This is a genomic window from Paraburkholderia sp. SIMBA_027 (assembly GCF_046535315.1).
Lineage (GTDB): Bacteria > Pseudomonadota > Gammaproteobacteria > Burkholderiales > Burkholderiaceae > Paraburkholderia > Paraburkholderia tropica.
Genome location: NZ_JAWRWY010000002.1, coordinates 343,259 through 367,335 on the forward strand (window position 1 = coordinate 343,259; position 24,077 = coordinate 367,335).

A 24,077-nucleotide genomic window follows, 5' to 3' on the forward strand; every position below is an offset into this window, starting at 1 on the left:
CCGTTCCGTACACATCGCCTTCCGCTCGATTGTAGTGGCTCAGGACCCGTTCGCGTCAAATCCTGCATGCCCGATGGGTGTCTAACCGCGCGCCGGAAAAAATTACGGGCGCCGGCACGGTAAAACGTGCGGGCGCCCGTCGATCGCGGCGCGGCGGCTCGTGGCCGCCGCGTGTTCAAACGTTATGCAGCGTTCATGCAAGGTGTCCGGCGATCGGGTTCGGCGTTGTCGATTAACGTTGCGCGATCGGCTTCGCTTCACGCGGCGTATTGCCGATGAAGAGCTGACGCGGACGGCCGATCTTCTGCTCCGGATCGCCGATCATTTCGTTCCATTGCGCGATCCAGCCCACCGTACGCGCCATCGCGAAGATACAGGTGAACATCGCGGTCGGGATGCCCAGCGCGCGTTGCACGATGCCCGAGTAGAAGTCGACGTTCGGGTAGAGCTTGCGCGACACGAAGTATTCGTCTTCGAGCGCGATCTTTTCGAGCGCCATCGCGAGCTTGAACAGCGGATCGTCGTGCAGGCCCAGTTCTTCGAGCACTTCGTGGCACGTTTCGCGCATCAGCTTCGCACGCGGATCGTAGTTCTTGTACACGCGGTGACCGAAGCCCATGAGCTTCACGCCCGAGTTCTTGTCCTTCACCTTGCGGATGAATTCGGGGATGTTGTCGACCGAGCCGATCTCTTCGAGCATGTTCAGCGCGGCTTCGTTCGCGCCGCCGTGCGCCGGGCCCCACAGACACGCGATACCGGCCGCGATACACGCGAACGGATTCGCGCCCGACGAACCGGCCAGACGCACCGTCGAAGTCGAGGCGTTCTGTTCGTGGTCGGCGTGCAGGATCAGGATGCGGTCGAGCGCGCGCACCAGCACGTCGTTGACCTTGTACTCCTCGGCCGGGTTCGAGAACATCATCTGCATGAAGTTCGCGCTGTACGAGAGGTCGTTGCGCGGATACACGAACGGCTGGCCGACCGTGTACTTGTATGCCATCGCCACCAGCGTCGGCAGCTTCGCGATCATGCGGATCGCCGAGACTTCGCGATGCTTCGGATCGTTGATGTCGAGCGAGTCGTGATAGAACGCCGACAGCGCGCCGACGGCCGCGACCAGAATCGCCATCGGATGCGCGTCGCGGCGGAAGCCACGGAAGAAGAAGTGCATCTGCTCGTGAACCATCGTGTGGTTCGTGACGGTCGCGACGAATTCGTCTTTTTGCGCCTGCGTCGGCAGTTCGCCCTTCAGCAGCAGGTAGCAGCTTTCGAGGAAGTCGGCGTTCTGCGCGAGGTTGTCGATGGGGTAGCCGCGGTACAGCAGTTCACCCTTGTCGCCGTCGATATAGGTGATCGCCGAGTTGCACGATGCCGTCGACATGAAGCCCGGGTCATACGTGAACATGCCGGTCTGGCCGTACAGCTTGCGGATGTCGATCACGTCCGGGCCCAGCGTGCCCTTGTAGACCGGCAGCTGAATGCCTTCGGCCGAACCAGGGATGGTGAGAGTGGCGTGAGTCTTCGAATCGATCATGTCTTGTCCTTGCATTGAATTGCAGTCATCTCGCAAGACGCAGCGCCGCCCGTCGCCCGAATTTCCGGACCGGCCTCACTGCGACCACTTGACGCATTTTACGGCGCAATGCAACATCGATTGATAGCCCAGGCTGCAACAATGCCTATTGAACCCCGCAACACTGAATACTTGCAGCTTCCTTAACATCGATTCCTGCAACAATATTTTGCTCTGCAACACAACATGAGCGGGTTTAGCTCTGACATACTGCTTGACATGCAACGACTTCCCCTGTCAGAGCATGCATCATTGGCCCGCCCTCGAAGGCGGGCCTTTTTTCTAAGGCCACACGCGCTGTACGCAAAACGTAAGGAATGAACAGATGAACATCTCGATCGACACCCTGTTCGCGGAAGACGAACTTGCCGAGGGCGCCGTCGTCACGGCCCTCAATCACCAGGACATCGTTGTCGCCCTGTCGGCAGCGCTCGCGAACGAACGCGTGGCGGTGCTCCACATGCTGTATCCGCGCACCGATGCGCGCACGCACCGCAGCCTCGACGCGCTCGTCGACGCGCTGCACGGCCACGGCCTGCATCAGGTCGCGCGCCTCGTCGCTCAGGAAGCGCACTACCTCGTGTTCAAGGATCCGGTGAAGGCATGGAAGGCCTTCCACGAAATCCGCAACGACTCGCTCGCCATCGGCGTGCACCTCTACTACGCGGGCCTCGTTGGCGAAGCCGCCGAGCACAAGCTCGACGCGCACGCGCACGGCCGCGACTAAGCATTCCCGCGCGACTTCCGCGCGTCAGGCCTCGGGCGGGCCGGGATCGACATATTGATTTTCGGGCCGCCCCGCCCGCATTACTTTCTGCTTACGACGCGCATTCGCGGTTGTTTTTTGCGCCGATTAATCAGGATTCCGATCTGAATCGGCGGATGTGAAAACGGCCGCGCAATGCGGCCGTTTGTTTGTCGGGCATGACGCTGAAACTCAGCGCCCGTGCCCGCTCGCGAAGTGATCGACGAGATCGTTGAACGCGCCGGGACGCGCGAGATTCATGCCGTGCGACGCGCCTTCGACCGTCGCGCGACGCGCATCGGGCATCCACTCTTCAAGCGCCGCCGCCGCGCGCTGGAACATCTGCGGGCTCAATTCGCCGTCGATCAGCAGCACGGGGCACGTCACCTCGGCGGCCTCTTCGCGCGTGTACGCGGCGAGCGGGTCGAGGAACTGCGGGCCGAGCGTGTGCGCGTTGTCGGTCGCCATCTGGCGAAACGACTGCGTGCTCTTGCCCCAGAAACCGGGACGGCTCACCGAATCGACAAACAGTTCGAGACCGCCGTTCACGTCGCCGGACTCGATCAGCTGCACCGCGCGGGCACGCAGCGCGTTGACGGTTTCCGGCAGCTTCGCGAGGCTCTGCCCCGGCATCTGCACCGGACCGCCGGGATCGGCGAGCATCAGGCTTTGCAGATGATCCGGATAGCGGCGGGCGAAGTGATACGCGACCGAGCCGCCGCGCGAATGGCCGATCACGTGCGCGGGACCGGCGCCCAGGGCGTCGATGAACTGCGCGATCTCGTCGGCGTGACGGCTCCAGCTAAACGGCTGGTCGGGCGTGGGCGCGGCCGCGGGCCAGTAGTGCGTGAGGCTCACGGAGACGCAGCGGTAGTGCTCGGAGAGCCCCGACATCTGCGGCTGCCAGTAGCGGTAGTCGCACAGCGACCCGTGGATGAAGAGGAGCAATTCGCCCTCGCCGCGTTCGACATACGGCATGGGCTGCCCGCCGGGGAGTTCGACAAACGACCCGGGAGCGGGAAAAACGGCTTGATTCACGGCTGGATGATATGGAGACGACAAACCGGCTGCGCGTGCGCGTCAGCATGCGCAAAACGTGCGGCGCGCCGGGAAAGGCGCGTATTGTCGCACGTCGGCCCGCCGCGCGTGAGGAGTGACCTGGGCGACGCGCCGGCCGGGGCGCGCAAAGGCTCAGTCGTGGCCGTGGAAGTCCGGCTGGCCGGCCTCGACGGCACCCGCCGCCGCCGCGCCCGCGCCGCGCACGGCGCAGGAAAGCGGCTCGTCGGCGATACGCACGCGCACGCCCAGTTCGGCCTGCAGACACTGATCGAGGCGGCCCAGCAGCGCGCCGCCGCCGGTCAGCACGATGCCGGTGTCGGCGATATCGGTCACGAGTTCGGGCGGCGCGGTCTCGAACACCTGGCGCACCACGCCGATCACCTGGCGCAGCGGCATGGCGAGCGCATCGGCGATGTCTTCGCTCGTGACTTCGACGGTACGCGGCAGGCCGTCGTCGAGGCTGCGGCCCGTCGCGCGCAGGCGCTCGATGGGCTCGCCGCGCAACGCGCTGCCGATGGTCTTTTTCAGATGCTCGGCGGTCTGGTCGCCGATGATCACGCCGTACAGGCCGCGCACGTAGTCGATGATCGCGCGGTCGAACTGGTCGCCGCCCACGCGGATCGAGCCGCTGCAGGCCACCGCGCCGAGCGCGATCACGCCCACTTCGGTGGTGCCGCCGCCGATATCGACGACCATCGAGCCGGTCGAGGAGCCGACCGGCAGCCCCGCGCCCAGCGCCGCCGCCAGCGATTCGCCGATCAGGTTCACGCTCGCCGCGCCCGCCGAAAACGCCGCCTCGCGGATCGCGCGGCGCTCCACACGCGTGGCCGCGCCCGGCACGCACACCGTGAAGGCCGGACGACGGCCGAACAGGCGGCGCGGCTGCGCCATCGCGACGAAGCGGCGCATCATGTGCTCGGCGGCCGAAAAGTCGGCGATCACGCCATGCACCAGCGGCTTCACGGTTTCGAGGTTCTGCGGCGCGCGGCCCACGAGCGCTTTCGCGTCGCGGCCGACGGCGGCGACCGTCGTTTCGCCGGCCTTGCCCAAAGCGCCGCCGCGCTCGAAGCAGACGACCGAGGGCTGATCGAGCACGATGCCCTCGTCCGCCGTATAGATCAGCGTGTTGGCCGTGCCGAGATCGAGCGCCACGTCGTGGCGGGACAGCTTGTGCAAAAAGGAAGAATGCCGCGCGGCTTGAGCCATGTCGTCTTGTCTGTATGGAGCGGCCCTGCCGGCGGACCGTTCCGGATCTTCAACCCGGTGTGCAGCCGTCAGAAACGAGCGTCGGCATCTCGTGGATACCGCCTGTCTGAAGGTCTGCGCGCGCTGTGAAACGCGATCGGGCACGTGGGGCCCCGTGGCCCACTGGCTCCTGTTAACGGCCAAGCCGGGCGAGACTTTAATCGCGCCAAAAATAACCCGGCAGCCTAATTCACAAATGTAAAGAAATGATGTCGGGCCGCCGCGACAGGCGGCCCGTTCCGGCCTGATTTTCAGCGCAATACGGCTGAATTCGTCTGCGGAATGCGCGCCGTTTTCAGGCGCGATCCGCGCGATGTTTCGCGTCCGCGCATTGCACGCGAACGCGTGCGCGCTCAGGGCTGCAGTGCGCGCACCAACGCGTCGCGGCCGAGCATCGCGCCCTGTGCCGTAATCGTGTGACCCACGCCAGGCAAGGCATACGCGGCGACGGCGAAGCCCGCGTCGCTGAACGCCACGGCCGCGCGTTCGAGTTCCTGCACGGGAATCACTTCGTCGTCCTCGCCATGTACGAGCGTGATCGGCGTTTGGCTATGCGCCACGACCGGCGTCGACAGACGGCCCGCGAAAGCGACCACGGCGGCCGCGCCCTGCTCCTGCGTCGCCGTGTAATAAAGCGACATAATCGAGCCCTGCGAAAAGCCGACCAGCGCGAGTGCGTCGACGCCGAGGCCCCAATGCGCGAGTTCGTCGGCGAGACGTTTTTGCAGCACCGGCAGCGCCGCCGCGACGCGCGCGCCGCGATTCGTTTCGTTCACGTCGCGCAGACTGAACCACTGGCGGCCGCCGAAGCCGCCATCGAACGGCTCGCTGCCGTCGAGCGACGCGAACGCCACGCCGGGCAGCGCGTCGCGCCAGGCGTCGGCGAGCGGCACCAGATCGCGTGCGTTGCTGCCCACGCCGTGCAGCAGCACGACCAGCGCGCGCGGCGCGCCTTCGGCCGGCGCGAGACGCCAGCCGCCATCGAATTGTCCCCAGCTCATTGTTGCGATTCCCCTGTGAGCTTGATCGCCGGATGCATGCGCGGATCGCGAAGCGGGCATCGCCCTTTGCGCGCCGCGCGCCAGCCGCAAGCATACGACGCCCGCGCGCGCGGTGTCGGCGAGTCGGGCGGACGAAAGGCGGCGGTAAGGTCGATGCCGGAATGTCGACGCGCGCGGACGCGGCCCGACACAGTTCGCCAGAATCGCGGCGCACCGGCACTTCGCGGCGCTACGCTGCGCCCGTGTGTTCGCGATCCGCGTGCGCCAGGCGCACTCCGCGCTCGTACCCCACAAGCGGCCGCCGCGCATCTCGCGTGGTATCGTTGCCGCCGCAGCCCACGTCGGCCGCGCAGCCAATGAACACCCGCACTCCAGCAAGGTTGTCATGACGCACACACCCCGAAGACGGTCCCGCCTTCTTCGCCTTTGCATGCTGATCGGAATCGTCTGGGTCCTCGCCGCCCTCGCGATCGCGCTCTCGGGTCTTGCGACACCCGCAAAGCCGTCCGAACTCGGCGCGATCTTCGGCAACGGTCTCGAAGCCGACGGCACGCCCGCGAGACTGCTCGCCGAGCGGCTCGACGCGGGTCTCGACTGCTATCGCGCGGGCCGCTGCCAGCGGCTTTTCATCAGCGGCAGCCTCGACGGTCCAGGACTCGACGAAACGCTCGCCATGCAGAACTATCTGATTCAGCACGGCGTCGAGCCGCACGACATCGTCCCCGACCGCGCCGGCGACAACACGCTTGCGAGCGCCCAGCATCTCATCGCCTATATGCGCGAACGACATCTCGGCTCGGTCACGCTGGTCAGCCAGTACTACCACCTGCCGCGCGCCCGGCTCGCCGTCGCGCGCGCCGGCGGCGACGCGTTCGCGGTCTACGGCGTCTATCCGCGCACCTTCCACGTGCGCGATCTCTATTCGAGCTGGCGCGAAGTGCCCGCGTGGCTCGTTTACCGCGTGCGCCTCGGCGAGAATCCCGATGCACAGCCCGTGACGATCCGCCCGTTCCTGTCGATGTTCAACCTGATCCGCAGTCTGTTCACGGGCGAGGCCGCCGATGCGCCCACCGGCGCGCCCGGCCCGACGTCCGTCCCTGCCTGGAAAACATGAAATGCACGACCTGCGTGAAATGAAGCGACCCGTGAAGAAACTGCTGGTGCTGAGCGTCAGCGCCGGTGCCGGCCATACGCGCGCGGCCGAAGCGATCAGCGCTTACGCCGCGACGCATCCGGCCGGTATCGAAGCGCTGCATCTCGACGTCATGGACTTCGTGCCGTCCACGTTCCGCAAGATCTACACCGACCTCTATCTCGCGCTGGTGCGCTCGCAGCCGGCCATCTGGAGCTATCTCTACCAGAAGACGGATCGCACCGATCCGGCCGCGCTCTCGCAGAAACTGCGCCGCGCCGTCGAGCGCCTGAACTGCCGCTCGCTGTTCGCCGAAATCGAGCAATGGCAGCCGGACGCTATCGTCTGCACGCATTTTCTGCCCGCCGAACTGCTCTCGCGCGAGATCCGCAAGACGCGTCTCGACGTGCCGGTCTGGGTGCAGGTCACCGATTTCGATCTGCACACGCTCTGGGTCGTCCCGCATCTGAGCGGCTATTTCGCGGCCAACGACGAAGTAGCGTGGCGCATGCGCACGCGCGGGCTGCCGCCGGACGCGATCCACGTGACCGGCATTCCGGTGATGCCGGCGTTCAGCCAGCCGCTCGACCGCGCCGAATGCGCGGCCTCGCTCGGTCTCGATCCGAAGCGCCGCACCTTGCTGATGATGTCGGGCGGCGCGGGACTCGGGCCGATGGATCAGCTCGCCACGCGTCTGCTCGACATGGACGGCGACTTCCAGCTGATCGCGCTCGCGGGCCGCAACCGCGACCTGCTGGCCGCGCTCGAAGAACAGGCGAAGGCGCATCCGGGCCGCCTGTTTCCGCACGGCTTCACGCGCGAAGTGGAACGCCTGATGGCGTGCTCGGACCTCGTCATCACGAAGCCCGGTGGCCTGACGACCTCCGAATGTCTCGCGATGAATCTGCCGATGCTGCTGAATTCGCCGATTCCCGGCCAGGAAGAGCGCAACGCCGACTTCCTGCTCGAACAAGGCGTGGCGCTCAAGGCCATCGACGACGACGCCCTCGCTTATCGCGTGCACACCTTGCTGCACGATCCCGCGAAGCTCGACGCGATGCGTCAGCGCAGCGTGCCGCTCGGACGTCCGCTCGCCGCGCGCACGGTGCTCGACCTCGTGACCGGCACCGGCAGCGGGGCCGCGGCATGACGCTCGCGCGATTCGTGCCCGCGCGCCGCACCGTCGTGCTGGTCGCGTGGGTCATGCTGCTCGCGTTCTTTTTCGCCAACGTCGAAATCCAGATCGAAGGCAGCGCGGGCTGGGCGGCGAATCTGCCGACGTGGCGCATCGAAAAGAGCTGGCTGCAGGACATATTCTGGGGCGGCCGCCCGATGACCGGCTATCACGCGTGGGTCTTTCCGTTCGTGGCGCTGTTCTTCCATCTGCCGCCGATCTTCAGCGCGCGCTGGTCGTGGCGCATCGAAGCTCGCCTGATCGCCTGCATCATGGTGTTCTGGATTACCGAGGATTTTCTGTGGTTCGTGCTGAACCCGGCGTTCGGACTCGCGCGATTCAAACCCGCCTTCGTGCCGTGGCACGTCCACTGGTTCGGCCCCGCGCCCACCGACTACTGGACCATGAGCGCCGTCGCGCTCGTGCTGTTCCAGTTGTCGCGCGGATGGTGGCGCACTTCGAAAGACCCGTTCTATGGCCGTTCATAACCTGTTTCGCCTCACGCCCTCGCTGTTTCGCAGCGCGCGCCTGTCGCGCAAGGATGTCGCGCATCTGCAGGAACTTGGCGTGCGCAAGGTCATCAGCTTTCGCGCGTTTCATTCGGATCGCCGCATTCTCGCGGGCTCCGGCATCGCCACGCTGCGCATTCCGATCAACACCTGGAATATCCGCGATCGCGACATGCTCGCCGCGTTGCGCGCGCTGCGTCATGCCGAACGCGACGGCCCGATCCTCGTGCATTGCCAGCATGGCGCCGATCGCACCGGCCTCGTCTGCGCGCTGTATCGCATCGTCTATCAGGACTGGACGCGCGAAGCCGCGCTCGACGAACTGCTCAACGGCGGCTTCGGTTTTCATGCGATCTGGCAGAACATCCGCCGCTATCTGACCGAAGTCGATATCGATCGTCTACGCCGCGAACTCGGCAAACACCCCTGAAAACAAGGGGTTTTATGCGAGCCGCTGCATATACGGCGGCAGCGCGGGCTCGGGCAGCACCGCCAGCACCTTCAGACGTTGGAGCGTGCGTTTCTGGCCGCGTTCGAGATGCACGGCCAGCGCTTGCGACGCGCGCTGGAACTCGCCGTCGCGCAACGCTTCGAGCACGCTGCGATGTTCGATCAGCATGCCGTTGTCAGGATGCAGATTGAACGCGTCGTAGAAGGCGTGATTCACCGTCAGCGGCATATGCGCGCCGGTGATCGTCGCGAGCAGTTTGCGGTTCGGCGCATGGCGCAGGCAATCGACGTGCAGATCCGTTTCGAGCCGATACAGCGCGGCGGCGTCGACGGAATCCGGATCGGCGATGGCGTCGGCCAGACGCGCGAGCGCCGCTTCGATGCGCTCGCGCGGCAGCGACGGCGCGCTCGCGAGCAACGCGGCCGGTTCGAGCAGCAGGCGCAGTTCGTAATCCTGCGCGACCGCGCGCGCGGTGAGCGGCCCGCACAACCAGTGCGAATACGCCGATTTCTCGACGAGACCCACATCGCGCAAACGCGTCAGCGCCTCGCGGATCGCGCCGCGGCTCACGCCGAAATGCTGCGCGGCGAGCGTTTCGTCGATACGAAAATGCCCGAACACGACGCCCAGCGAAATGGCCGCTTCGAGCGCGTCGTAGATGCGTTCGCTGGTCGAGGGAATGTCGAGCGGCGTGGGCGGTTCGTCGAAACCGAGCGCGGCTTCCGAAAGCGGCGCGCGCAGCGGTTCGGGCACGCTGCCGTCGGAATGCGCGACGAGATAGCCGCGTCCGTCGAAGGTATGCAGCAGACCGCCCGCATGCAGCATTTCGAAGGCTTTGCGCACCGGCACGCGGCTCGTGCCGAACATGCGCGCAACCGGCCCTTCGAGCAGCACGAGCCCGGGCGCGATCTTGCCAAGCGCGATCGCGCTCTTCAACTGGTCGTGAATCAGCCGGTAACGCAGGCGGCTGTCCGCGTTGGTTTCGGGTAGGTCCGCCGCTGCTGTGGGGGCGTGCTCTGGCTGGGTGGCGCGTGAGCGTTTCGTCATCGTTGCTTTGCTGGCGCCGTCACGACCGCATGAATTCGGTCCACCGGCGCACCAGATAATTGTGCTCGTCCATCACCGAGTTCCACACGGCAATGCGGCCCATGCGCGACAGATAATCGCCGCCATCGCGGCGCTGCCCCATGCGCACGAGATGACGCGTGGTCGGCCCCGGCAGCTCCGCCGCCGCGGGGGCACCATCGTACCAGTATGCCCACTCGGCGTCGTCGAGCTGCGCACGCGCGCGCGCCGGATTCGACATGTAATAGCCCTGGCGCGCCATCGTCGCGCCGGCCCAGCCGTCGAGCCACCAGTTCAGGTACTCGTAGGCGGCATCGAGCACGCGGCCATGCGCGGTGCGCGAGATCGACATGCCGCCGAACCACGCGCGATAGCCTTCCTTCGGGCACGCGAGGCGAAAGTGCAATCCGGCGCGTTCGAGTTCGATCGTGGCCGGCGACCAGATGCTCTGGATCGCGACCTTGTTGGCGATCATCAGATCCGCGGCCTCGGCAAAGGTCGACCAGAAACCGGCGAAATGGCCGCGCCGCTTGTAGTCGATGAGCACGCCGATCAGCGCGTCGATTTCCTCGATGCTCAGGTTGCCGATGTTCTCGAAACGCATGAGCCCGCTGGCCTCCACGGCGAGCGCGGCGTCGATCGCGCCGATCGCCGCGTCGGCTTGCAAGGCGACGCGGCCCGCCAGTTCGGGCGCGAGCAGCCACGCCCAGCTTTCCTCCCCGTTGCGCAGCGAAGGCGGCAATGCGTCTTCGAGATAGACGAAGCTGTCGGCGTTGTGCGTGAGCGGCAACATGCTGATGCGCTCGCTCGGCTCGCGCGAGAGCGAGTTGTCGGGCTGCACGAAGAGGCGGTCGGCGGGCACGCTGCCCGCGTTGCATATCGTGGCGGTCGTGCCCGCGGCGGCAGCGCTCGAACCTGGCGGCACGTCGATACGTCCCGTGCGCGCCAGCCCGTTCACTTCGTTCCAGCGCGCGATGCGTGTCGTGTCGATCGGTTGCAGCGCATGCGCGGGCCACAGGCAATCGATGCTGTGAATCCACTGGTCGTAGATTTCATAGCGCTCGGGATGCATGACGCCGTGACGCTGCACGTCGAGTCCATCTTCGACGATGAAGCGCAGCTTGATGCCGAGGTCCTGTTCGGCGCGCTTGCGGATATGCTCGCGCAGCGTCACCGACGTGCCGAGCACGCGCAGTTCGACCTTCGAGGGATGCACGGCGGGCGCGCGCGGCGCCGCGGCGTTCGCGTTGGCCGGATGGGCGCCCGATCTGGCGGTGCGGGAAGTGACGGGATTCAAGTCGGGACGTCGGCGTGATGTAGATGCGCATGAAAGCGCCGGTAAGACGCCATGATAGCGTCTTGCGAGAGACCGTCGGTGATGAAGACGAGGCGCGTCGAGCGCTCGGCGTCGGGCCACGCGTCGAGATGCAGGACCGGATGCACGAGGTGATGCACGGTATGCAGCACCACGGGCAGATCGCTGCCCTCGAGCGCGAGCACGCCCTTCACGCGCAGAATGCGTTCGCCGTGACGGTTGAGCAGCATCGTGAGCCAGAGCGTGAACACGGCCCAGTCGAGCGGTTCGTCGAAACGCGCGCAGAACGCTTCGATGCGCGCGAGTTCGGCTTCGTGGGCGGTGGGGGTTGCTTCAGGGGTTGCTTCAGGGCTTTCTGCCGACTCCGCGCGCACGACGCCTGCGAGACGCAACGCGCGCGTCGCCCCGCCCACGCGCGACGCGGCGTGCATGGCGGCCTGCAGCGGGTCCGCAACGGGCGCGCCCAGCACGTCCTCCAGCTGCGCATGCGGCGCTTGCGCATCGCGCAGACGCACCTGCGCGGCAGGATTGAGCGCCTGCAATTCACCGATCAGCGCCTCGACACCGGCGGCGTCGGCGAGATCGGCTTTCGTCACCAGAAAACGGTCGGCGGCACTCACCTGCGCGAGCCATTCGGGATGCGCGGCGCGTTGCGTGCGCGCGTTCACGGCGTCGACCACGGTGAGCGTGGCCGCCAGCGTGTAGTGGCTCGCGAGCACGGCGTCGCCGAGCAGCGTCGCGATGATCGGCGCGGGCGTGGCCAGCCCCGTCGTCTCGACGATCACGCGCGAAAACGGCGGCGTCTCGCCCCGCGCGCGCCGCGAGAACAGCATCGCGAGCGCTTCTTTCATTTCGCCGCGCATCGCGCAGCACAGGCAGCCGTTGTCGAGCAGCACGGTTTGCGGCCCGACCTCGCCCATCAGCAGATGATCGAGCCCGACCGCGCCGAACTCGTTGACGAGCACGGCCGTATCGCGCGCGCGTTCGCCCGTGAGCGCGTCGGCGATCAAGGTGGATTTGCCGCTGCCGAGAAAACCCGTGACGAGCGTGACGGGCAACACATCGTAGGCGAGGCTCATGCGGCACGCTCGTCAGCGTCGTCGAACAGCGCGAGCGGATCGAGCGGACGCCCGAGCATTTTTTCGGCCGCGCGCCAGACCTGCATGAAGTCGCTGACGATTTCCTGCGCGCCCGTGGGCGACGCGAGCACGAACGACTGACCATGAAAATCGGCGAGCGTGAGCCGGAACGGCCGCAGCACGCGATTAGCCAGCGCAACCTGCGCGTAACGATGCCGCCGCGCGCCCGCCTCCGCACCCGCCGTTGCATTCGACCAATGACGCCCGCCGCCGAGCACGCCGCACATTCCACACATTGCCTGACCTCGCTTGCCTTGCTTGAACTGCCTTGCTTGTACTGCTTCCGTGGCCTCGATCGCCGCCTCGCCCATCAGGGCATCAGGGCATCACATCGCCGGAATTCGGGCCGAGCGTCTGGCCCACGAACAGATTGCCGCCCGGATCGGACGCGAGCAGCACGGCCACGGGCGCGACTTCCTCCACGCGGCCGAAGCGGCGCAACGGCAATTCCGCCGACTTCGCTTCCTTCCACGCGGCGCTGATGCCGTCGACGAGCGGCGTCTCGATCGGCCCCGGCGCGATGGCGTTGACCAGCACGTTCTGCGGCGCGACCTCGATGGCGAGCGACTTCGTGAAGCCGATCACGCCCGCCTTCGCCGCCGAGTAATGGCACAGCTCCGCGCCGCCCTTGATGCCCAGTTGCGAGGCCACATTGATCACGCGGCCCCACTTCTGCGCGAGCATCGCAGGCAGCGCACGGCGCGTGCAGAGAAACACGCTGCGCAGATCGACGCGCATCATATCGTCCCACATCTGCGTGGTGAGATCCACGCAGCGCGCCTGCGTCAGCATGCCCGCATTGTTGACGAGAATGTCGATGCCGCCGAACGCGCCGATACAGCGATCGACGATCGCGTTCGCGGACGCCTCCTGCCCCACGTCGGCGGTGACGGTTTCGACCTGCGCGCCGAGCGCGCGGCACGCGTCGGCCTGCGCTTCGAGGCGCATGGTGTCGAGGTCGGCGAGCACGAGGCGCGCGCCGGCCTGCGCATAGGCACGCGCAATCGCGGCGCCGATGCCGCTCGCCGCGCCGGTGACGACCGCGCGGCGGCCGTCGAGTGAAAACGCTTGAGTCATGGTGTCGATGTCCTTCTACATGCGTGTGCGTGTTTGCACGTGTATCGCGAATGACGCGACGCGCGTCAGCCCGGCCAGCGCACCGTGAGGCCGCCGTCCGCGACGATCGCCTGGCCCGTGATGTACGAGGCGTCGTCGCTGGTCAGGAAGCGAATGAGGCGCGCGATCTCGTCGGGCCGTCCCACGCGCTTGAGCGGAATGCCGGCGGCGGCTTCGCGCAGACCTTGCGGTCCGAGCGAATTGACCGCGTCGAGCGATTGCGGCGTCTCGATCAGCCCCGGAATTACGGCGTTGCAGCGGATGTTGCGCGGCGCGAGTTCCATCGCCACGGCGCGGCACAAACCGGGCACGCCCGCCTTCGCCGCCGAGTAGTGCACGTGGTTTTCCCAGCCGTACACGCCGCCCGCAATCGACGACACCGCGACCATCGCGCCGCCGTCGGCCATATGACGCGCGGCCGCGCGGAAGGTGCGCATCACGCCCGTGAGATCGACGTCGAGCATCTCGTGCCATTGCTCGTCGCGCATCTCGGTGAGCGGCGCGGCGCGCAGCAGACCCGCGTTGGCGACCGCGTAATCGAGGCGGCCGAAACGCCCGAGCGCGACTTGCGCGAACGCCTCGACCTCCTCCGCCGAGGTCACATTCACCGGCTGCATCAGGCACTGTCCGCCCACGGCTTCGACCGCGTGCGCCGTGGCCTGCGGGTCGTGCGGATCGCCCGGAAAATAGCCGCCGACGACGGCCACGCCGGCCTGTGCGTAAGCGACGGCGAGCGCCTGGCCAATGCCGCTCGCGGCGCCGGTAACGAGTGCGACTTTCACGTTTGACTCTCCTTGAATGGGGGGTGGCGTTACTGCACGCCGTCCGGCGTCACGTGCTTCGCGAACAGCACGAGCAGGCCGGAAAGAAAGCACGGCAGCGCGCCGAACCAGAGCGCGGCATGCAGCCAGTCGCTGCCTTGATTGAGCAGCGTGGTCACGCCGATGCCCGCGAGAATCGCGCCGATCGGACCCATCGCGTGCACGATCGAGCTGCCCGTGCCGCGAATCGCCGTCGGATAGCTTTCGCCGATGAAAAACAGCGCCGCCGAATACGGACCGATCAGAAAGAACAGGCCGAGGCTGTAGAGCGCGACGACCATGCCCGTGCTGCTCGGTCCCAGCAACATCGCCGCGAAAGCGAGACCGCCGAGCATCCAGCCGATGGCGAGCGTATTGCGGCGGCCTATGCGATCGCCAATCCAGCCATGCGTGAGATAACCGCAATAACCGATCACATTCGAGAGCACGAGAATCAGCAGCGAGCTTTCGAACGAGACGTTGTGCACGCGCGTGAGCACCGTGGTGCCGAGCACGCTGAACACCTGGATCGCCGACCAGTTCAGCAGAATGCCGCCGCCCAACACCAGCGTGGCGCGCAGCGCGCTGCCGCGAAACGCCTGCGCGATGCCCGCGCGGCTGTGCTCCTCATAATCGACGCGATGTTCGCCCGCGAGCGTGCGCGCCTCGCCGTCACGACCGGTTTCGCGCAGCACGCGAATCTGCTTGTGCAGCAGGAATTGCGGGCTTTCCTTGAGGCGGCGCGTCATGAAGAAAATGACGATGGCGGGAAACGTCGCGAAGATAAAGCAGCCTTGCCAGCCGATGCGCGGCAGCAGCAGCGCCGTGAGCGCCGAAGCGAGCAGCGCGCCGATCGGCCAGCCGCCCTGCACGAGGCTGTAAATGAAGCCCTTGCGCTTGTTGAGCTTCGGGTCGTTGGCCGCCGCGTAGAGTTCGTTCAGATAGGTCGCGTTGACGGTTTCCTCGGCATAACCGAGGCCCGAAAGCGAACGGATCAGCACCAGCGGCACCTGCCCCATCGCGCCGCCCACGACGGTCAGGCCCGAGCACACGGCCGCGCCCGCGACGGTCCACAGCAGGCCCGCGCGACGGCCGAGACGGTCGAGCACCGGACCGATTGCGAACGCGATCACCGCGGTGCCGACGGCCACGAGCGTCGCGATTTCGGCCTGCGCGGCGGCATCCCAGTTGTAATGACGGCCGATCTCGGGCAACAGCGTGCCGAACAGAATGAAATCGTAGACGGCGAAAACCCACGCGAAGAACGCGACGACGGTCGCCCGCTTCACGTCGCCCGGCAGGATCTTCTCGAGTTTGAAGCCCGAGGCGGATAGCGGATTCTCTTGCATCGTTCGCACTCCTTCAGATAGGTGTGGCATGGAGGTTATGGTTGTATAAGCGCGCGACGCATGCCGCGCGCGGGTCGGAAAAATCAGCCCTTATTGCGCGGATTGCGCTTCAGGAAATCGTCGGCGATTTCATCGCAGGTGCAAAAGCGCACGCCTTCGTGCGACTTGAAATGCGCGATCAGGCGTTCGAGCATCAACAGCACCTGCGGGCGGCCCGACACGTCCGGATGGATCGTGATCGGAAACACCGCGTAATCGTGCTCGCGATACACCCAGTCGAACTGGTCGCGCCACATCTGCTCGATGTCGCGCGGATTCACGAAACCGTGGCTGTTCGGCGACTTCTTGATGAACATCATCGGCGGCAGATCGTCGAGATACCAGTTCGCGGGGACTTCGACGAGATCGGTTTCCTCGCCGCGCACGAGCGGTTTCATCCACGTATCGGGATGCTTGCTGTAGTCGATCTTCGTCCACGTATCGCCCACGCGCACGTAATACGGGTGGAAGTCGTTGTGCATCAGGCTGTGGTCGTACTTGATGCCTTTTTTCACGAGCAGCGCGTTCGACACCGGGCTGAATTCCCACCACGGCGCGACGTAGCCGGTCGGACGGCGGCCCGAGAGTTGCGTGACGAGTTCGATGCTGCGGTCGAGCACGGCCTCTTCCTGTTCGGGCGTCATCGCGATCGGGTTTTCGTGGCTGTAGCCGTGAATGCCGATTTCGTGGCCTGCGTCCGCGACCGCTTTCATCTGTTCGGGAAACGTTTCGATCGAGTGGCCGGGGATGAACCACGTCGTCTTGATGCCTTCGCGCTCGAACAGCTTGAGCAGGCGCATCGAGCCGACTTCGCCCGCGAACAGGCCGCGCGAGATGTCGTCGGGCGAGTCCTCGCCGCCGTACGAGCCGAGCCAGCCCGCGACCGCGTCCACGTCGATGCCGAATGCGATCAGGATTTCCTTTGCCATATCGAATGCTCCTTGTTTTCAGTGCTGCGAGGAAAAAACCGCCTGCGCGGCTTCGGCCACGGCAAGCAGACGGTCGTCGTCGTTTTGCGCGCGCAACAGTTGCGCGCCGGTGGGCAGCCCCGCGTCGTCGCGGCCGCTGGGCAGCGCGACGGCGGGCGTATCGAGAAAACTGCCGGGCATGGTGAGCGCGAGCGTCGCGAGATTCACGCGCGCGAACAGATCGGCGTCGCGTTCGAGCGGCGCAAGCGCGGGCGCGACGTGCGGCACGCTGGGCAGCACGAGCGTGGCGTCGCCGAGTTCCTGCGCGAACGCGGCCAGCAGGTCCGCGCGGCGCGCGTGCAGTTCGGCCAGCCGCGTGGCGCTCACGTTGCGGCTCGCTTCCAGCCGCGTGCGCACGCGCGCGTCGAGCCGCACCGCGTCGGGCGAATCGAGCAGCGAGCGGTAACGCGCGAACGCTTCGAGCGAGCCGATCCAGCCCAGCTCGCGAATCACGTCGCAGGCCGCGAGAAAACTCGCGGGCGTGCGCGTGTCGATCGTCGCGCCGGCGCGCGCGAGGCGGGCCACGAAGGTGTCGAGATTGCGCGCGACGGCGTCGCTCACGCCGAAGCGCGCGAGGCTGCGTTCGTCGTAAATGAAGCGCTGGCCGCGCACATCCGGCAGCGGCGCGACGCGCGCGGCGCCGCGCAACAGCGCGTCGAAGTCGATGCAGTCGGTCACGTCGTGCGCGAGCGGGCCGGACGTATCGCAGGTCTGCGACAGCCCGGTCACGCCCTCGCCCGGATAGCGCGCGGTGCTGGCGCGATAGCCGGTCAGGCCGTTGAAGGCGGCGGGCACGCGGATCGAGCCCGCCGTGTCGGTGCCCATCGCGAGCGGCACGACGCCCGTGGCGACCGCGATCGCCGAGCCGGACGACGAACCGCCCGGCGCGCGCGCGCCTTCCGCGCCGCCGAGCGCGGGATTCACCGGCGTGCCGAAATGCGGGTTGAGGCCGAGCCCCGAGTACGCAAGCTCGCTGAGATTGGTCTTGCCGATAGCGATCGCGCCGCCGCGCCGGGCCGCGGCCACGAGCGGCGCATCCACGGTCGCGGCGGCGCGCTCGCGGTAAATCTGCGCGCCCGCCGTGGTCACGCTGCCCGCGACATCGAACAGATCCTTCCAGGCAAGCGGCACGCCGTCGAACGCCGACAGTGGCGCACCCGCGCGCCAGCGCGCCGCCGAGGCCCGCGCCGCACCGAGCGCGCCCGCTTCATCGACGCTGATGAACGCCGCGCCCGCACGCGACGCACGCGCGAGCGCCTCGCTCGCGACCTCGACGGGATCGGTCGCGCCCGCCTTGTACGCCGCCGCGATGGCGCGCGCCGTGATGTTCGAAGTACTGCCCGCCGCCGGGCGATCCTGCTCCGTCACTGTGTTTCCTCTTTCGATAAATGTATGTCGTTGACAACATACGTTTACGATGCAGGTGAACAAAAAAACGGCCTACCAGGGTTTTACCGGGGTATCGGCGTGTTTTTGTCCAGGAATGCAGAGGCGCCCAAAGTCCCTGCGCGGCATGGGTATTGCGATTGCGGTTATCCTTGCGCGTCATCCGGCCTGTCAGACGCCGGCACGCCGAAAGCCAGTCGTAACCGAATCCGCGGAGAAGACGCTTGAACCAGCCTGCCGCCTCAACCACGCCGGGCGCGCCGCCCGCGCCCCCGCCGCCGCTAGAGGGCGGCAAGCTGATCCTCGCGACCGTCGCGGTCGCGCTGGCCACGTTCATGAACGTGCTCGACACCTCGATCGCCAACGTCGCCATTCCGACGATTTCCGGCGACCTCGGCGTATCCGTCGACGAAGGCACGTGGGTCATCACCGTGTTCGCGGCGGCCAACGCGGTCTCGATCCCTCTGACCGGCTGGCTCACGCAGCGCTTCGGCCAGATCCGCCTGTTCGTCGCGTCGATTCTGTCGTTCGTGCTCGCCTCGTGGCTCTGCGGCATTGCGCCGACGCTGCCCTTCCTGCTCGTCGCGCGCGTGCTGCAAGGCGCCGTGGCCGGTCCGCTGATTCCGCTCTCGCAGGCCATCCTGCTCGGTTCATGGCCACGCGACAAATCCGCCACCGCGCTCGCCTTCTGGGCGATGACGACCACGGTCGGCCCGATCGCGGGCCCCGCGCTCGGCGGCTGGATCACCGACAGCTACAACTGGTCGTGGATCTTCTACATCAACATTCCGGTCGGCCTGTTCGCCGCCTCGATCACGTGGTCGATCTACCGGCAGCGCGAGTCGGCCACGCGCAAGCCGCCCATCGACATAGTGGGTCTCGGCCTGTTGATCGCGTGGGTCGCCTCGCTGCAGATCCTGCTCGACAAGGGCAAGGATCTCGACTGGTTTTCCTCGCCCGTGATCGTCGGGCTGGGGATCGTCGCGCTGATCAGCTTTGCGTTCTTTCTCGTCTGGGAATTGACCGAGGAACATCCGATCGTCGATTTACGATTGTTCGGACAACGTAATTTCCTCGGCGGCACCGTGGCGATTTCAGTGGCGTACGGCGTGTTTTTCGGCAATCTCGTGCTCTTGCCGCAATGGATGCAGGAGTATCTGAATTACCGTTCCGTCGACGCGGGCCTCGTGACCGCGCCGCTCGGCATATTCGCGATGTTGCTCTCGCCCGTCGTGGGCCGCATCTTGCCGCGCTCGGATGCGCGCGTGATCGCGACTTCGGCGTTCGTGCTGTTCGCGGTGGTGTTTTTCATGCGCTCGCGTTACGTAGTCGAGATCGACACGTTCCACCTCGTGTTGCCGACGCTGCTGCAAGGCGTGCCGATGGCGCTGTTCTTCGTGCCGCTCACGGCGATCATTCTCGCGGGGCAGCCGCCGCAACGCATTCCGGCGGCGGCGGGTCTGTCGAATTTCGTGCGCGTGTTTTGCGGCGCGGTGGGCACGTCGATTTCGACGAACGCGTGGAATAACCGTACGATCCTGCATCACGAACGGCTCACCGAACAGGCGAGCATCGACAATCCGCTGTTCCGGCAATCGATCGAGCAGACGCAGCAGGTGCTGCATCTGAGCGAGCCGTCGGCGCGCGCGTTATTCGATTTTCAGTTGACGACCCAGGCTGCGATGATGGGGCTGAACGATATTTTCTATATCTCGGCGATTATTTTTCTCGCGATCATTCCGCTTATCTGGATCACGAAATCGACGAAAGGCGGCGGTGGAGGCGGCGCGGCCGGCGCGCACTAATCACTGCCGCGATTACGCGAAACGTGCAGGCGAATACGGCGCGGGATCCGTAAACGTCGTCTCGCCCATTATCTGTTCCGCGAGCAGACGTCCCGACACCGGCCCGAGCGTCAGGCCATGATGGTTGTGGCCGAACGCGAACCACAGACCCGCGTGACGCGGCGCGGGACCGAGCAGCGGGCGCATGTCGGGCGTGCACGGACGCATGCCCATCCACGGCGTCTCGTCCAGACGTTGGCCCAGCCCGAACACGGGCCGCGCGTTGCGTTCCGCGTCGTCGAGCTGCGCGTAATTCGGCGGACGCTCGCGCGTGGCGAGTTCGACGCCGGTCGTGAGACGCAGACCGCGCTGCATCGGCGCGACCACGTAACCGCCTTCGGCATCGACCACGGGCCGCGTGAGCGGCGCGCGCGCCTCGCTCGCGTAGTGCATGTGATAGCCGCGCTTGGCCATCAGCGGCACGCGATAACCGAGCGGCGCGGTCACCGTATCGGACCACGGCCCCATCGCCACCACGGCGAGCTGCGCGTCGAGCGGACCGTCGTCGGTCTGCACGGACCAGCCGCCGCCCTGCGCACGCAACGTGCGCGCATCGCCCTTCACGATCACGCCGCCCTCGCGCTCGAACAGCGCGGCGTAGCCCTTCACCAGCGCGCCCGGATCGGCGACGCTGGCCGGATCGATCCAGTGAATCGCGCCCGCATAACTCGCCGCCAGCGACGGCTCCGCCGCGCGCAAACCGGCCGCGTCGAACGTCTCGATGTGCAGATCATGATCGGCAGCCACATGCTGCGCGGCTGCGCGTTCGCGCTCGAATGCCTCGGCCGAGCGATACGCCTCGAGCCAGCCGATCGGCCGCACGAGCGCGCGCAGATCGGTGCGCGCGACGAAGGCCTCATGCTCCGCGACGCTGCGCTCGATCAGCGGCAGCATGTCGCGCGCCGCGCCCGCCAGCCGCGCCGGCGACGACTCGCGCCAGAAGGTCGCGAGCCAGCGCGCGTAAGCGGGCATCGAGCGCAGGTCGTAGCGCAGCACCGTCGAGTCGTTGCGCACGAGACGCAGCAGCGTGCGCCAGTCGCGCGGAAAACCATACGGCACAACCGACGACGCCTCGATCAGCCCCGCGTTGCCGTGGCTCGTTTCCTCGCCGGGCGCGCGCCGGTCGACCAGCGCCACGCGCACGCCGCGCTGCTGCAAATGCAGCGCCACGCTCACGCCGACGATGCCCGCGCCGAGCACGATCGCGCTCTTGCTCATGCGATTCCTCTGGAGTCCGTATCGTTCAAAATTACTTCGCGACGATGTCGCGGCCAAAATACTTCATCGACAGCTTCGTGAGCGTGCCGTCCTTGCGCAGCGAATCGAGCGCCGCCACCACTTTGGCCTTGAGCGCCGCGTCGTTCTTGCGCAGACCGAAGCCCGTGCCCTCGCCCAGCGTGGCCGGGTCCTTGAGCGGCGCGCCCGCGAAATCGTAGTCCTTGCCTTGCGGCTTCGAGAGGAAACCGTCGGTGGCAGTCTGCACTTCCTGGACCGCGCCGTCCAGACGGCCCGCCGCGAGATCCGCGAAAATCTGGTCCTGATTCTCGTACGTGACGATCGACACGCCCTGCGCCGCCCAGTGCTTGCGCACGTAATCTTCCTGCGTCGAGCCTTGCAGCACGCCGATCTGCTTGCCTTTGAGGCTCGCGGGCGTGGGCTGCAAACCGGAGCCGCGCTTCGCGACCATCTGGATCGGCATGACGTAGACGGCCGGCGTGAAGTCGATCTGCTGACGACGCTTGTCCGTGATGTTCATCGCCGAATTGATGACGTCGAACTTGCGCGCCTCCAGCGCCGCGATCAGGCCGTCGAAGCTGTTCTCGACCCACACGCACTTCACCTGCATGCGCTGGCACACGGCATTGCCGATGTCGATGTCGAAGCCCTGCAACTGGCCCGACGGCGCCTTGCTCTCGAACGGCGGATACGACGCCTCCACGCCGAAACGCAGCGTCTGCGGATCCTGCGCATGCGCGACGCCCGAGGTCAGCGCGGTCGTGCCGAGCGCCGCGGCGAGCAGGCCGGCCAGTCCCGCCGCGCGCGCGCAGCGAATCGTCTTCGTGTTCATCGTCGTCATCCTTGGTCTCATGGGTCGGGCGGCGCGCCGCTGCGCAGGGTGCCTCGCACACGGCGCGTCCGCAGAACGAATATAGACGAAAAATCACAATAAAGTCTAGAATGGACAAAAAAGTCCATTTCGATTTTCCCACCATCTTTCCGTCCCCACATCCTCGCGCCGCCGCGAGATTTCGAAGGAATCCAGCATGTCCGGTACGACAAATTCGCCGCTTTCCCACGCCGCCGCGCCCTTTATCGCCGACGCCGCCACGGTGCGCGCCGCGCTGCCGCACCTCGACGTGCGCGGCGTGCTTGCGCGCCTGTTCGCCTCGCTCGGACGCGGCGAAGCCGTGCAGCCGCCGCAGACGCTCGCGCTGTTTCCGCAGCAGGCCGGCGACTTCATCACCTATCTGGGCGTGCTCGCCGAAGCGGGCGTGTTCGGCGCGAAGCTCTCGCCGTACATCGCGGGCACGAGCGGCAACGCGCCCATCATCACGGCCTGGACCGCGCTGATGTCGATGCAGACCGGCCAGCCGCTCATGTGGTGCGACGCCGGTTTGCTGACGACCGAGCGCACGGCGGGCACCACGGCGCTCGCCGTCGACCGGCTCGCGCCGCGCGAGGCGCGCCGGCTCGCCGTGATCGGCGCGGGCGCGGTGGCGCTCGCGCATATCCGCCACGCCGCGCCGCTGCGCGCGTGGGAGAGCATCCGCGTGTTTTCGCCGTCGCTCGCGGGCGACGCCGCGCGCGCCGAGCAGGTGCGCGCGACCGACGCGCGCGTGAGCGTCGAAAGCTCGGCGCAAGCCTGCGTCGCCGACGCCGACGTGATCATGCTCTGCACCTCGTCGGGCAAGCCGGTGCTCGCGCTCGACACGCTGACGAAACCCGCGCTCATCACCTCGATCAGCACGAACGTCGCGCAGGCGCACGAAATCGATCCGGCCGCGCTGGCCACGCTCGACGTCTTTTGCGACTATCGCCGCACCACGCCGCACAGCGCGGGCGAGATGACGATCGCCGCGCGCGAGCACGGCTGGTCGCCGGACGCAATCGTGGGCGATCTCGCCGATCTCGCCAACGACGCCTGTCCGCGCCCGACCTACGCGCGCCATGCGTTTTTCCGCTCGATCGGCCTCGGCCTCGAAGACATCGCCGTCGCGTACGCGCTCTACGCGCATCTGCGCGCGGCGCGATAAGCAGTATCATCGACGTCCTCCGCAATCGCGCCACACCGCGCCACCCATACGTCGCCCACAGGTCCGCTCCGATGCCGAAAAAAGTACCCGCGAAAACCGCCGCGCCCCGCCTTCCGGACACGCGCGCGCGTCTGCTCGAGCGCTACGCGCACGTCGCGGACAGCATCACGACGCTGTTCTTTCCGTTCGCCGAAGTCGTGATCCACGACCTCGCGGACCAGACCGTGGCGTATCTGTCGAACAATCTCTCGAAGCGCGAGATCGGCGACGATTCCGCGCTCGAGGACATCGAGGAAACCACGAGCAACAAGCTGCTCGGACCGTACGAGAAAGTGAACTGGGACGGCCGGCGCATGCGCTGCGTGAGCACCGCGCTGTTCGACGACGACGGCCGCGCGGCGGGCGTCATGTGCATCAACCTCAACATCGCGGCGTTCGAGGACATGCAGGCGACGCTCGATCTGTTCCTGCGCGGCGCGGGCGTAATCGCGCAACCCGAGGAGCTGTTCAAGGACGACTGGCAGGAGCGCATCAACACCTTCCTGCACGGCTGGCTGCGCGAGCGTCAGGTGGCGCTCAACTCGCTCACGCGCGAGCATCGGCGCGAACTGGTCGAGGCGTTGCATGCCGAGGGCGCGTTCAAGGGCAAGAGTTCGGCGAATTACGTGGCCAAGGTGCTGGGCATGGGGCGCGCGACCGTCTACAAGCATCTGCGCGAGATGAAGGCCGACGCGGCGTAAAGCCGCAGGCGCATCGTTTCGCGCGAATCGGCGCAAGCCGGCCAAGCCGGGCGAATTCGGGCAAGCGCGCGCCACGCAAGAACGAAGCGGCCAACCCCGCCGGAGCCGCTACAATCGCCGGGATGGCGGCGGCCACCGCGCCGCCCTTCGCTCCCTGCTCCTCGCCCTTGCCC

23 protein-coding genes are annotated in these 24,077 nt (G+C 66.7%); 8 read left to right on the top strand and 15 right to left on the bottom strand.

The window, feature by feature from the left end:
- Window positions 1-232: 232 nt before the first annotated feature.
- Window positions 233-1,534, bottom strand: a complete 1,302-nt coding sequence (gene gltA / locus SB764_RS04520; protein WP_065060682.1) for a citrate synthase — start codon at window positions 1,532-1,534, stop codon at window positions 233-235.
- 364 nt (window positions 1,535-1,898) lie between these two features.
- Here gltA and SB764_RS04525 point away from each other — a divergent pair, with 364 nt between their 5' ends.
- Window positions 1,899-2,300 (top strand): hypothetical protein, encoded by a 402-nt coding sequence (locus SB764_RS04525; RefSeq protein WP_065060681.1) that lies wholly within the window; start codon window positions 1,899-1,901, stop codon window positions 2,298-2,300.
- 210 nt (window positions 2,301-2,510) lie between these two features.
- Here SB764_RS04525 and SB764_RS04530 read toward each other — a convergent pair whose 3' ends face one another.
- The 3 genes from SB764_RS04530 to SB764_RS04540 form a co-directional block, all read right to left on the bottom strand.
- Complete coding sequence (locus tag SB764_RS04530; protein ID WP_110326928.1) at window positions 2,511-3,296, bottom strand: alpha/beta fold hydrolase; 786 nt, start codon at window positions 3,294-3,296, stop codon at window positions 2,511-2,513.
- 213 nt (window positions 3,297-3,509) lie between these two features.
- A complete protein-coding gene (locus SB764_RS04535; protein WP_065060679.1) occupies window positions 3,510-4,583 on the bottom strand; it encodes a rod shape-determining protein in 1,074 nt (357 codons plus the stop codon).
- 392 nt (window positions 4,584-4,975) lie between these two features.
- Entirely contained in the window at window positions 4,976-5,623 is a 648-nt protein-coding gene (locus SB764_RS04540; protein ID WP_183713578.1) for an alpha/beta hydrolase, read from the bottom strand.
- A gap of 430 nt (window positions 5,624-6,053) precedes the next feature.
- On the opposite strand from SB764_RS04540, the gene SB764_RS04545 reads away from it, so the two are divergent.
- The 4 genes from SB764_RS04545 to SB764_RS04560 are packed head-to-tail and all read left to right on the top strand — an operon-like array spanning window position 6,054 to window position 8,868.
- Window positions 6,054-6,737 carry a YdcF family protein gene (locus SB764_RS04545; protein ID WP_176081862.1) on the top strand — a complete coding sequence of 228 codons (684 nt, stop codon included), beginning with the start codon at window positions 6,054-6,056 and terminating at the stop codon, window positions 6,735-6,737.
- Window positions 6,738-6,756: 19 nt separating this feature from the next.
- The gene (locus SB764_RS04550) at window positions 6,757-7,905 is read left to right on the top strand and encodes an MGDG synthase family glycosyltransferase (RefSeq protein ID WP_074982660.1); all 1,149 of its coding nucleotides are present in this window, start codon (window positions 6,757-6,759) and stop codon (window positions 7,903-7,905) included.
- Entirely contained in the window at window positions 7,902-8,417 is a 516-nt protein-coding gene (locus SB764_RS04555; protein ID WP_074982340.1) for a hypothetical protein, read from the top strand. Before SB764_RS04550 ends, SB764_RS04555 begins: the two co-directional genes overlap by 4 nt.
- The gene (locus SB764_RS04560; protein WP_065060675.1) at window positions 8,404-8,868 is read left to right on the top strand and encodes a tyrosine-protein phosphatase; all 465 of its coding nucleotides are present in this window, start codon (window positions 8,404-8,406) and stop codon (window positions 8,866-8,868) included. The genes SB764_RS04555 and SB764_RS04560 overlap by 14 nt, the downstream gene beginning before the upstream one ends.
- Before the next feature lie 12 nt (window positions 8,869-8,880).
- On the opposite strand, the gene SB764_RS04565 is transcribed toward SB764_RS04560, so the two are convergent.
- The 9 genes from SB764_RS04565 to SB764_RS04605 all read right to left on the bottom strand — a co-directional run bounded on the left by SB764_RS04565 (window position 8,881) and on the right by SB764_RS04605 (window position 18,048).
- Window positions 8,881-9,936, bottom strand: coding sequence for a GntR family transcriptional regulator (locus tag SB764_RS04565; protein WP_410862778.1), 1,056 nt, complete (start codon window positions 9,934-9,936; stop codon window positions 8,881-8,883).
- A 19-nt stretch (window positions 9,937-9,955) separates the two neighbouring features.
- The gene (locus SB764_RS04570) at window positions 9,956-11,170 is read right to left on the bottom strand and encodes a PotD/PotF family extracellular solute-binding protein (RefSeq protein ID WP_373681591.1); all 1,215 of its coding nucleotides are present in this window, start codon (window positions 11,168-11,170) and stop codon (window positions 9,956-9,958) included.
- 77 nt (window positions 11,171-11,247) lie between these two features.
- Window positions 11,248-12,348, bottom strand: a complete 1,101-nt coding sequence (locus SB764_RS04575; protein ID WP_410862780.1) for a CobW family GTP-binding protein — start codon at window positions 12,346-12,348, stop codon at window positions 11,248-11,250.
- Window positions 12,345-12,644, bottom strand: a complete 300-nt coding sequence (locus tag SB764_RS04580) for a hypothetical protein (RefSeq protein ID WP_065060717.1) — start codon at window positions 12,642-12,644, stop codon at window positions 12,345-12,347. Before SB764_RS04580 ends, SB764_RS04575 begins: the two co-directional genes overlap by 4 nt.
- An 82-nt stretch (window positions 12,645-12,726) precedes the next feature.
- Window positions 12,727-13,485 (bottom strand): SDR family NAD(P)-dependent oxidoreductase, encoded by a 759-nt coding sequence (locus SB764_RS04585; RefSeq protein ID WP_065060672.1) that lies wholly within the window; start codon window positions 13,483-13,485, stop codon window positions 12,727-12,729.
- A gap of 65 nt (window positions 13,486-13,550) precedes the next feature.
- On the bottom strand, window positions 13,551-14,306 hold the full coding sequence (locus SB764_RS04590) for an SDR family NAD(P)-dependent oxidoreductase (protein WP_065060671.1): 756 nt from the start codon (window positions 14,304-14,306) through the stop codon (window positions 13,551-13,553).
- Between the two features lie 29 nt (window positions 14,307-14,335).
- Entirely contained in the window at window positions 14,336-15,673 is a 1,338-nt protein-coding gene (locus tag SB764_RS04595) for an MFS transporter (protein WP_065060670.1), read from the bottom strand.
- 83 nt (window positions 15,674-15,756) lie between these two features.
- A complete protein-coding gene (locus SB764_RS04600) occupies window positions 15,757-16,641 on the bottom strand; it encodes a polysaccharide deacetylase family protein (RefSeq protein ID WP_065060669.1) in 885 nt (294 codons plus the stop codon).
- Between the two features lie 18 nt (window positions 16,642-16,659).
- Window positions 16,660-18,048 carry an amidase family protein gene (locus SB764_RS04605; RefSeq protein WP_321906011.1) on the bottom strand — a complete coding sequence of 463 codons (1,389 nt, stop codon included), beginning with the start codon at window positions 18,046-18,048 and terminating at the stop codon, window positions 16,660-16,662.
- 242 nt (window positions 18,049-18,290) lie between these two features.
- On the opposite strand from SB764_RS04605, the gene SB764_RS04610 reads away from it, so the two are divergent.
- A complete protein-coding gene (locus tag SB764_RS04610) occupies window positions 18,291-19,871 on the top strand; it encodes a DHA2 family efflux MFS transporter permease subunit (protein WP_065060668.1) in 1,581 nt (526 codons plus the stop codon).
- Between the two features lie 12 nt (window positions 19,872-19,883).
- On the opposite strand, the gene SB764_RS04615 is transcribed toward SB764_RS04610, so the two are convergent.
- Together SB764_RS04615 and SB764_RS04620 are read right to left on the bottom strand one after the other, a co-directional pair.
- Window positions 19,884-21,128: an FAD-binding oxidoreductase gene (locus SB764_RS04615; protein WP_321892920.1), complete on the bottom strand. Its 1,245-nt coding sequence runs from the start codon at window positions 21,126-21,128 to the stop codon at window positions 19,884-19,886.
- 31 nt (window positions 21,129-21,159) lie between these two features.
- A complete protein-coding gene (locus tag SB764_RS04620; protein WP_176081858.1) occupies window positions 21,160-21,978 on the bottom strand; it encodes an ABC transporter substrate-binding protein in 819 nt (272 codons plus the stop codon).
- Between the two features lie 196 nt (window positions 21,979-22,174).
- Between SB764_RS04620 and SB764_RS04625 the strand changes: the two genes are divergently transcribed.
- The gene (locus tag SB764_RS04625; RefSeq protein ID WP_321900950.1) at window positions 22,175-23,164 is read left to right on the top strand and encodes an ornithine cyclodeaminase family protein; all 990 of its coding nucleotides are present in this window, start codon (window positions 22,175-22,177) and stop codon (window positions 23,162-23,164) included.
- A gap of 71 nt (window positions 23,165-23,235) precedes the next feature.
- Complete coding sequence (locus SB764_RS04630) at window positions 23,236-23,904, top strand: transcriptional regulator (RefSeq protein WP_410862784.1); 669 nt, start codon at window positions 23,236-23,238, stop codon at window positions 23,902-23,904.
- Window positions 23,905-24,077 lie beyond the last annotated feature (173 nt).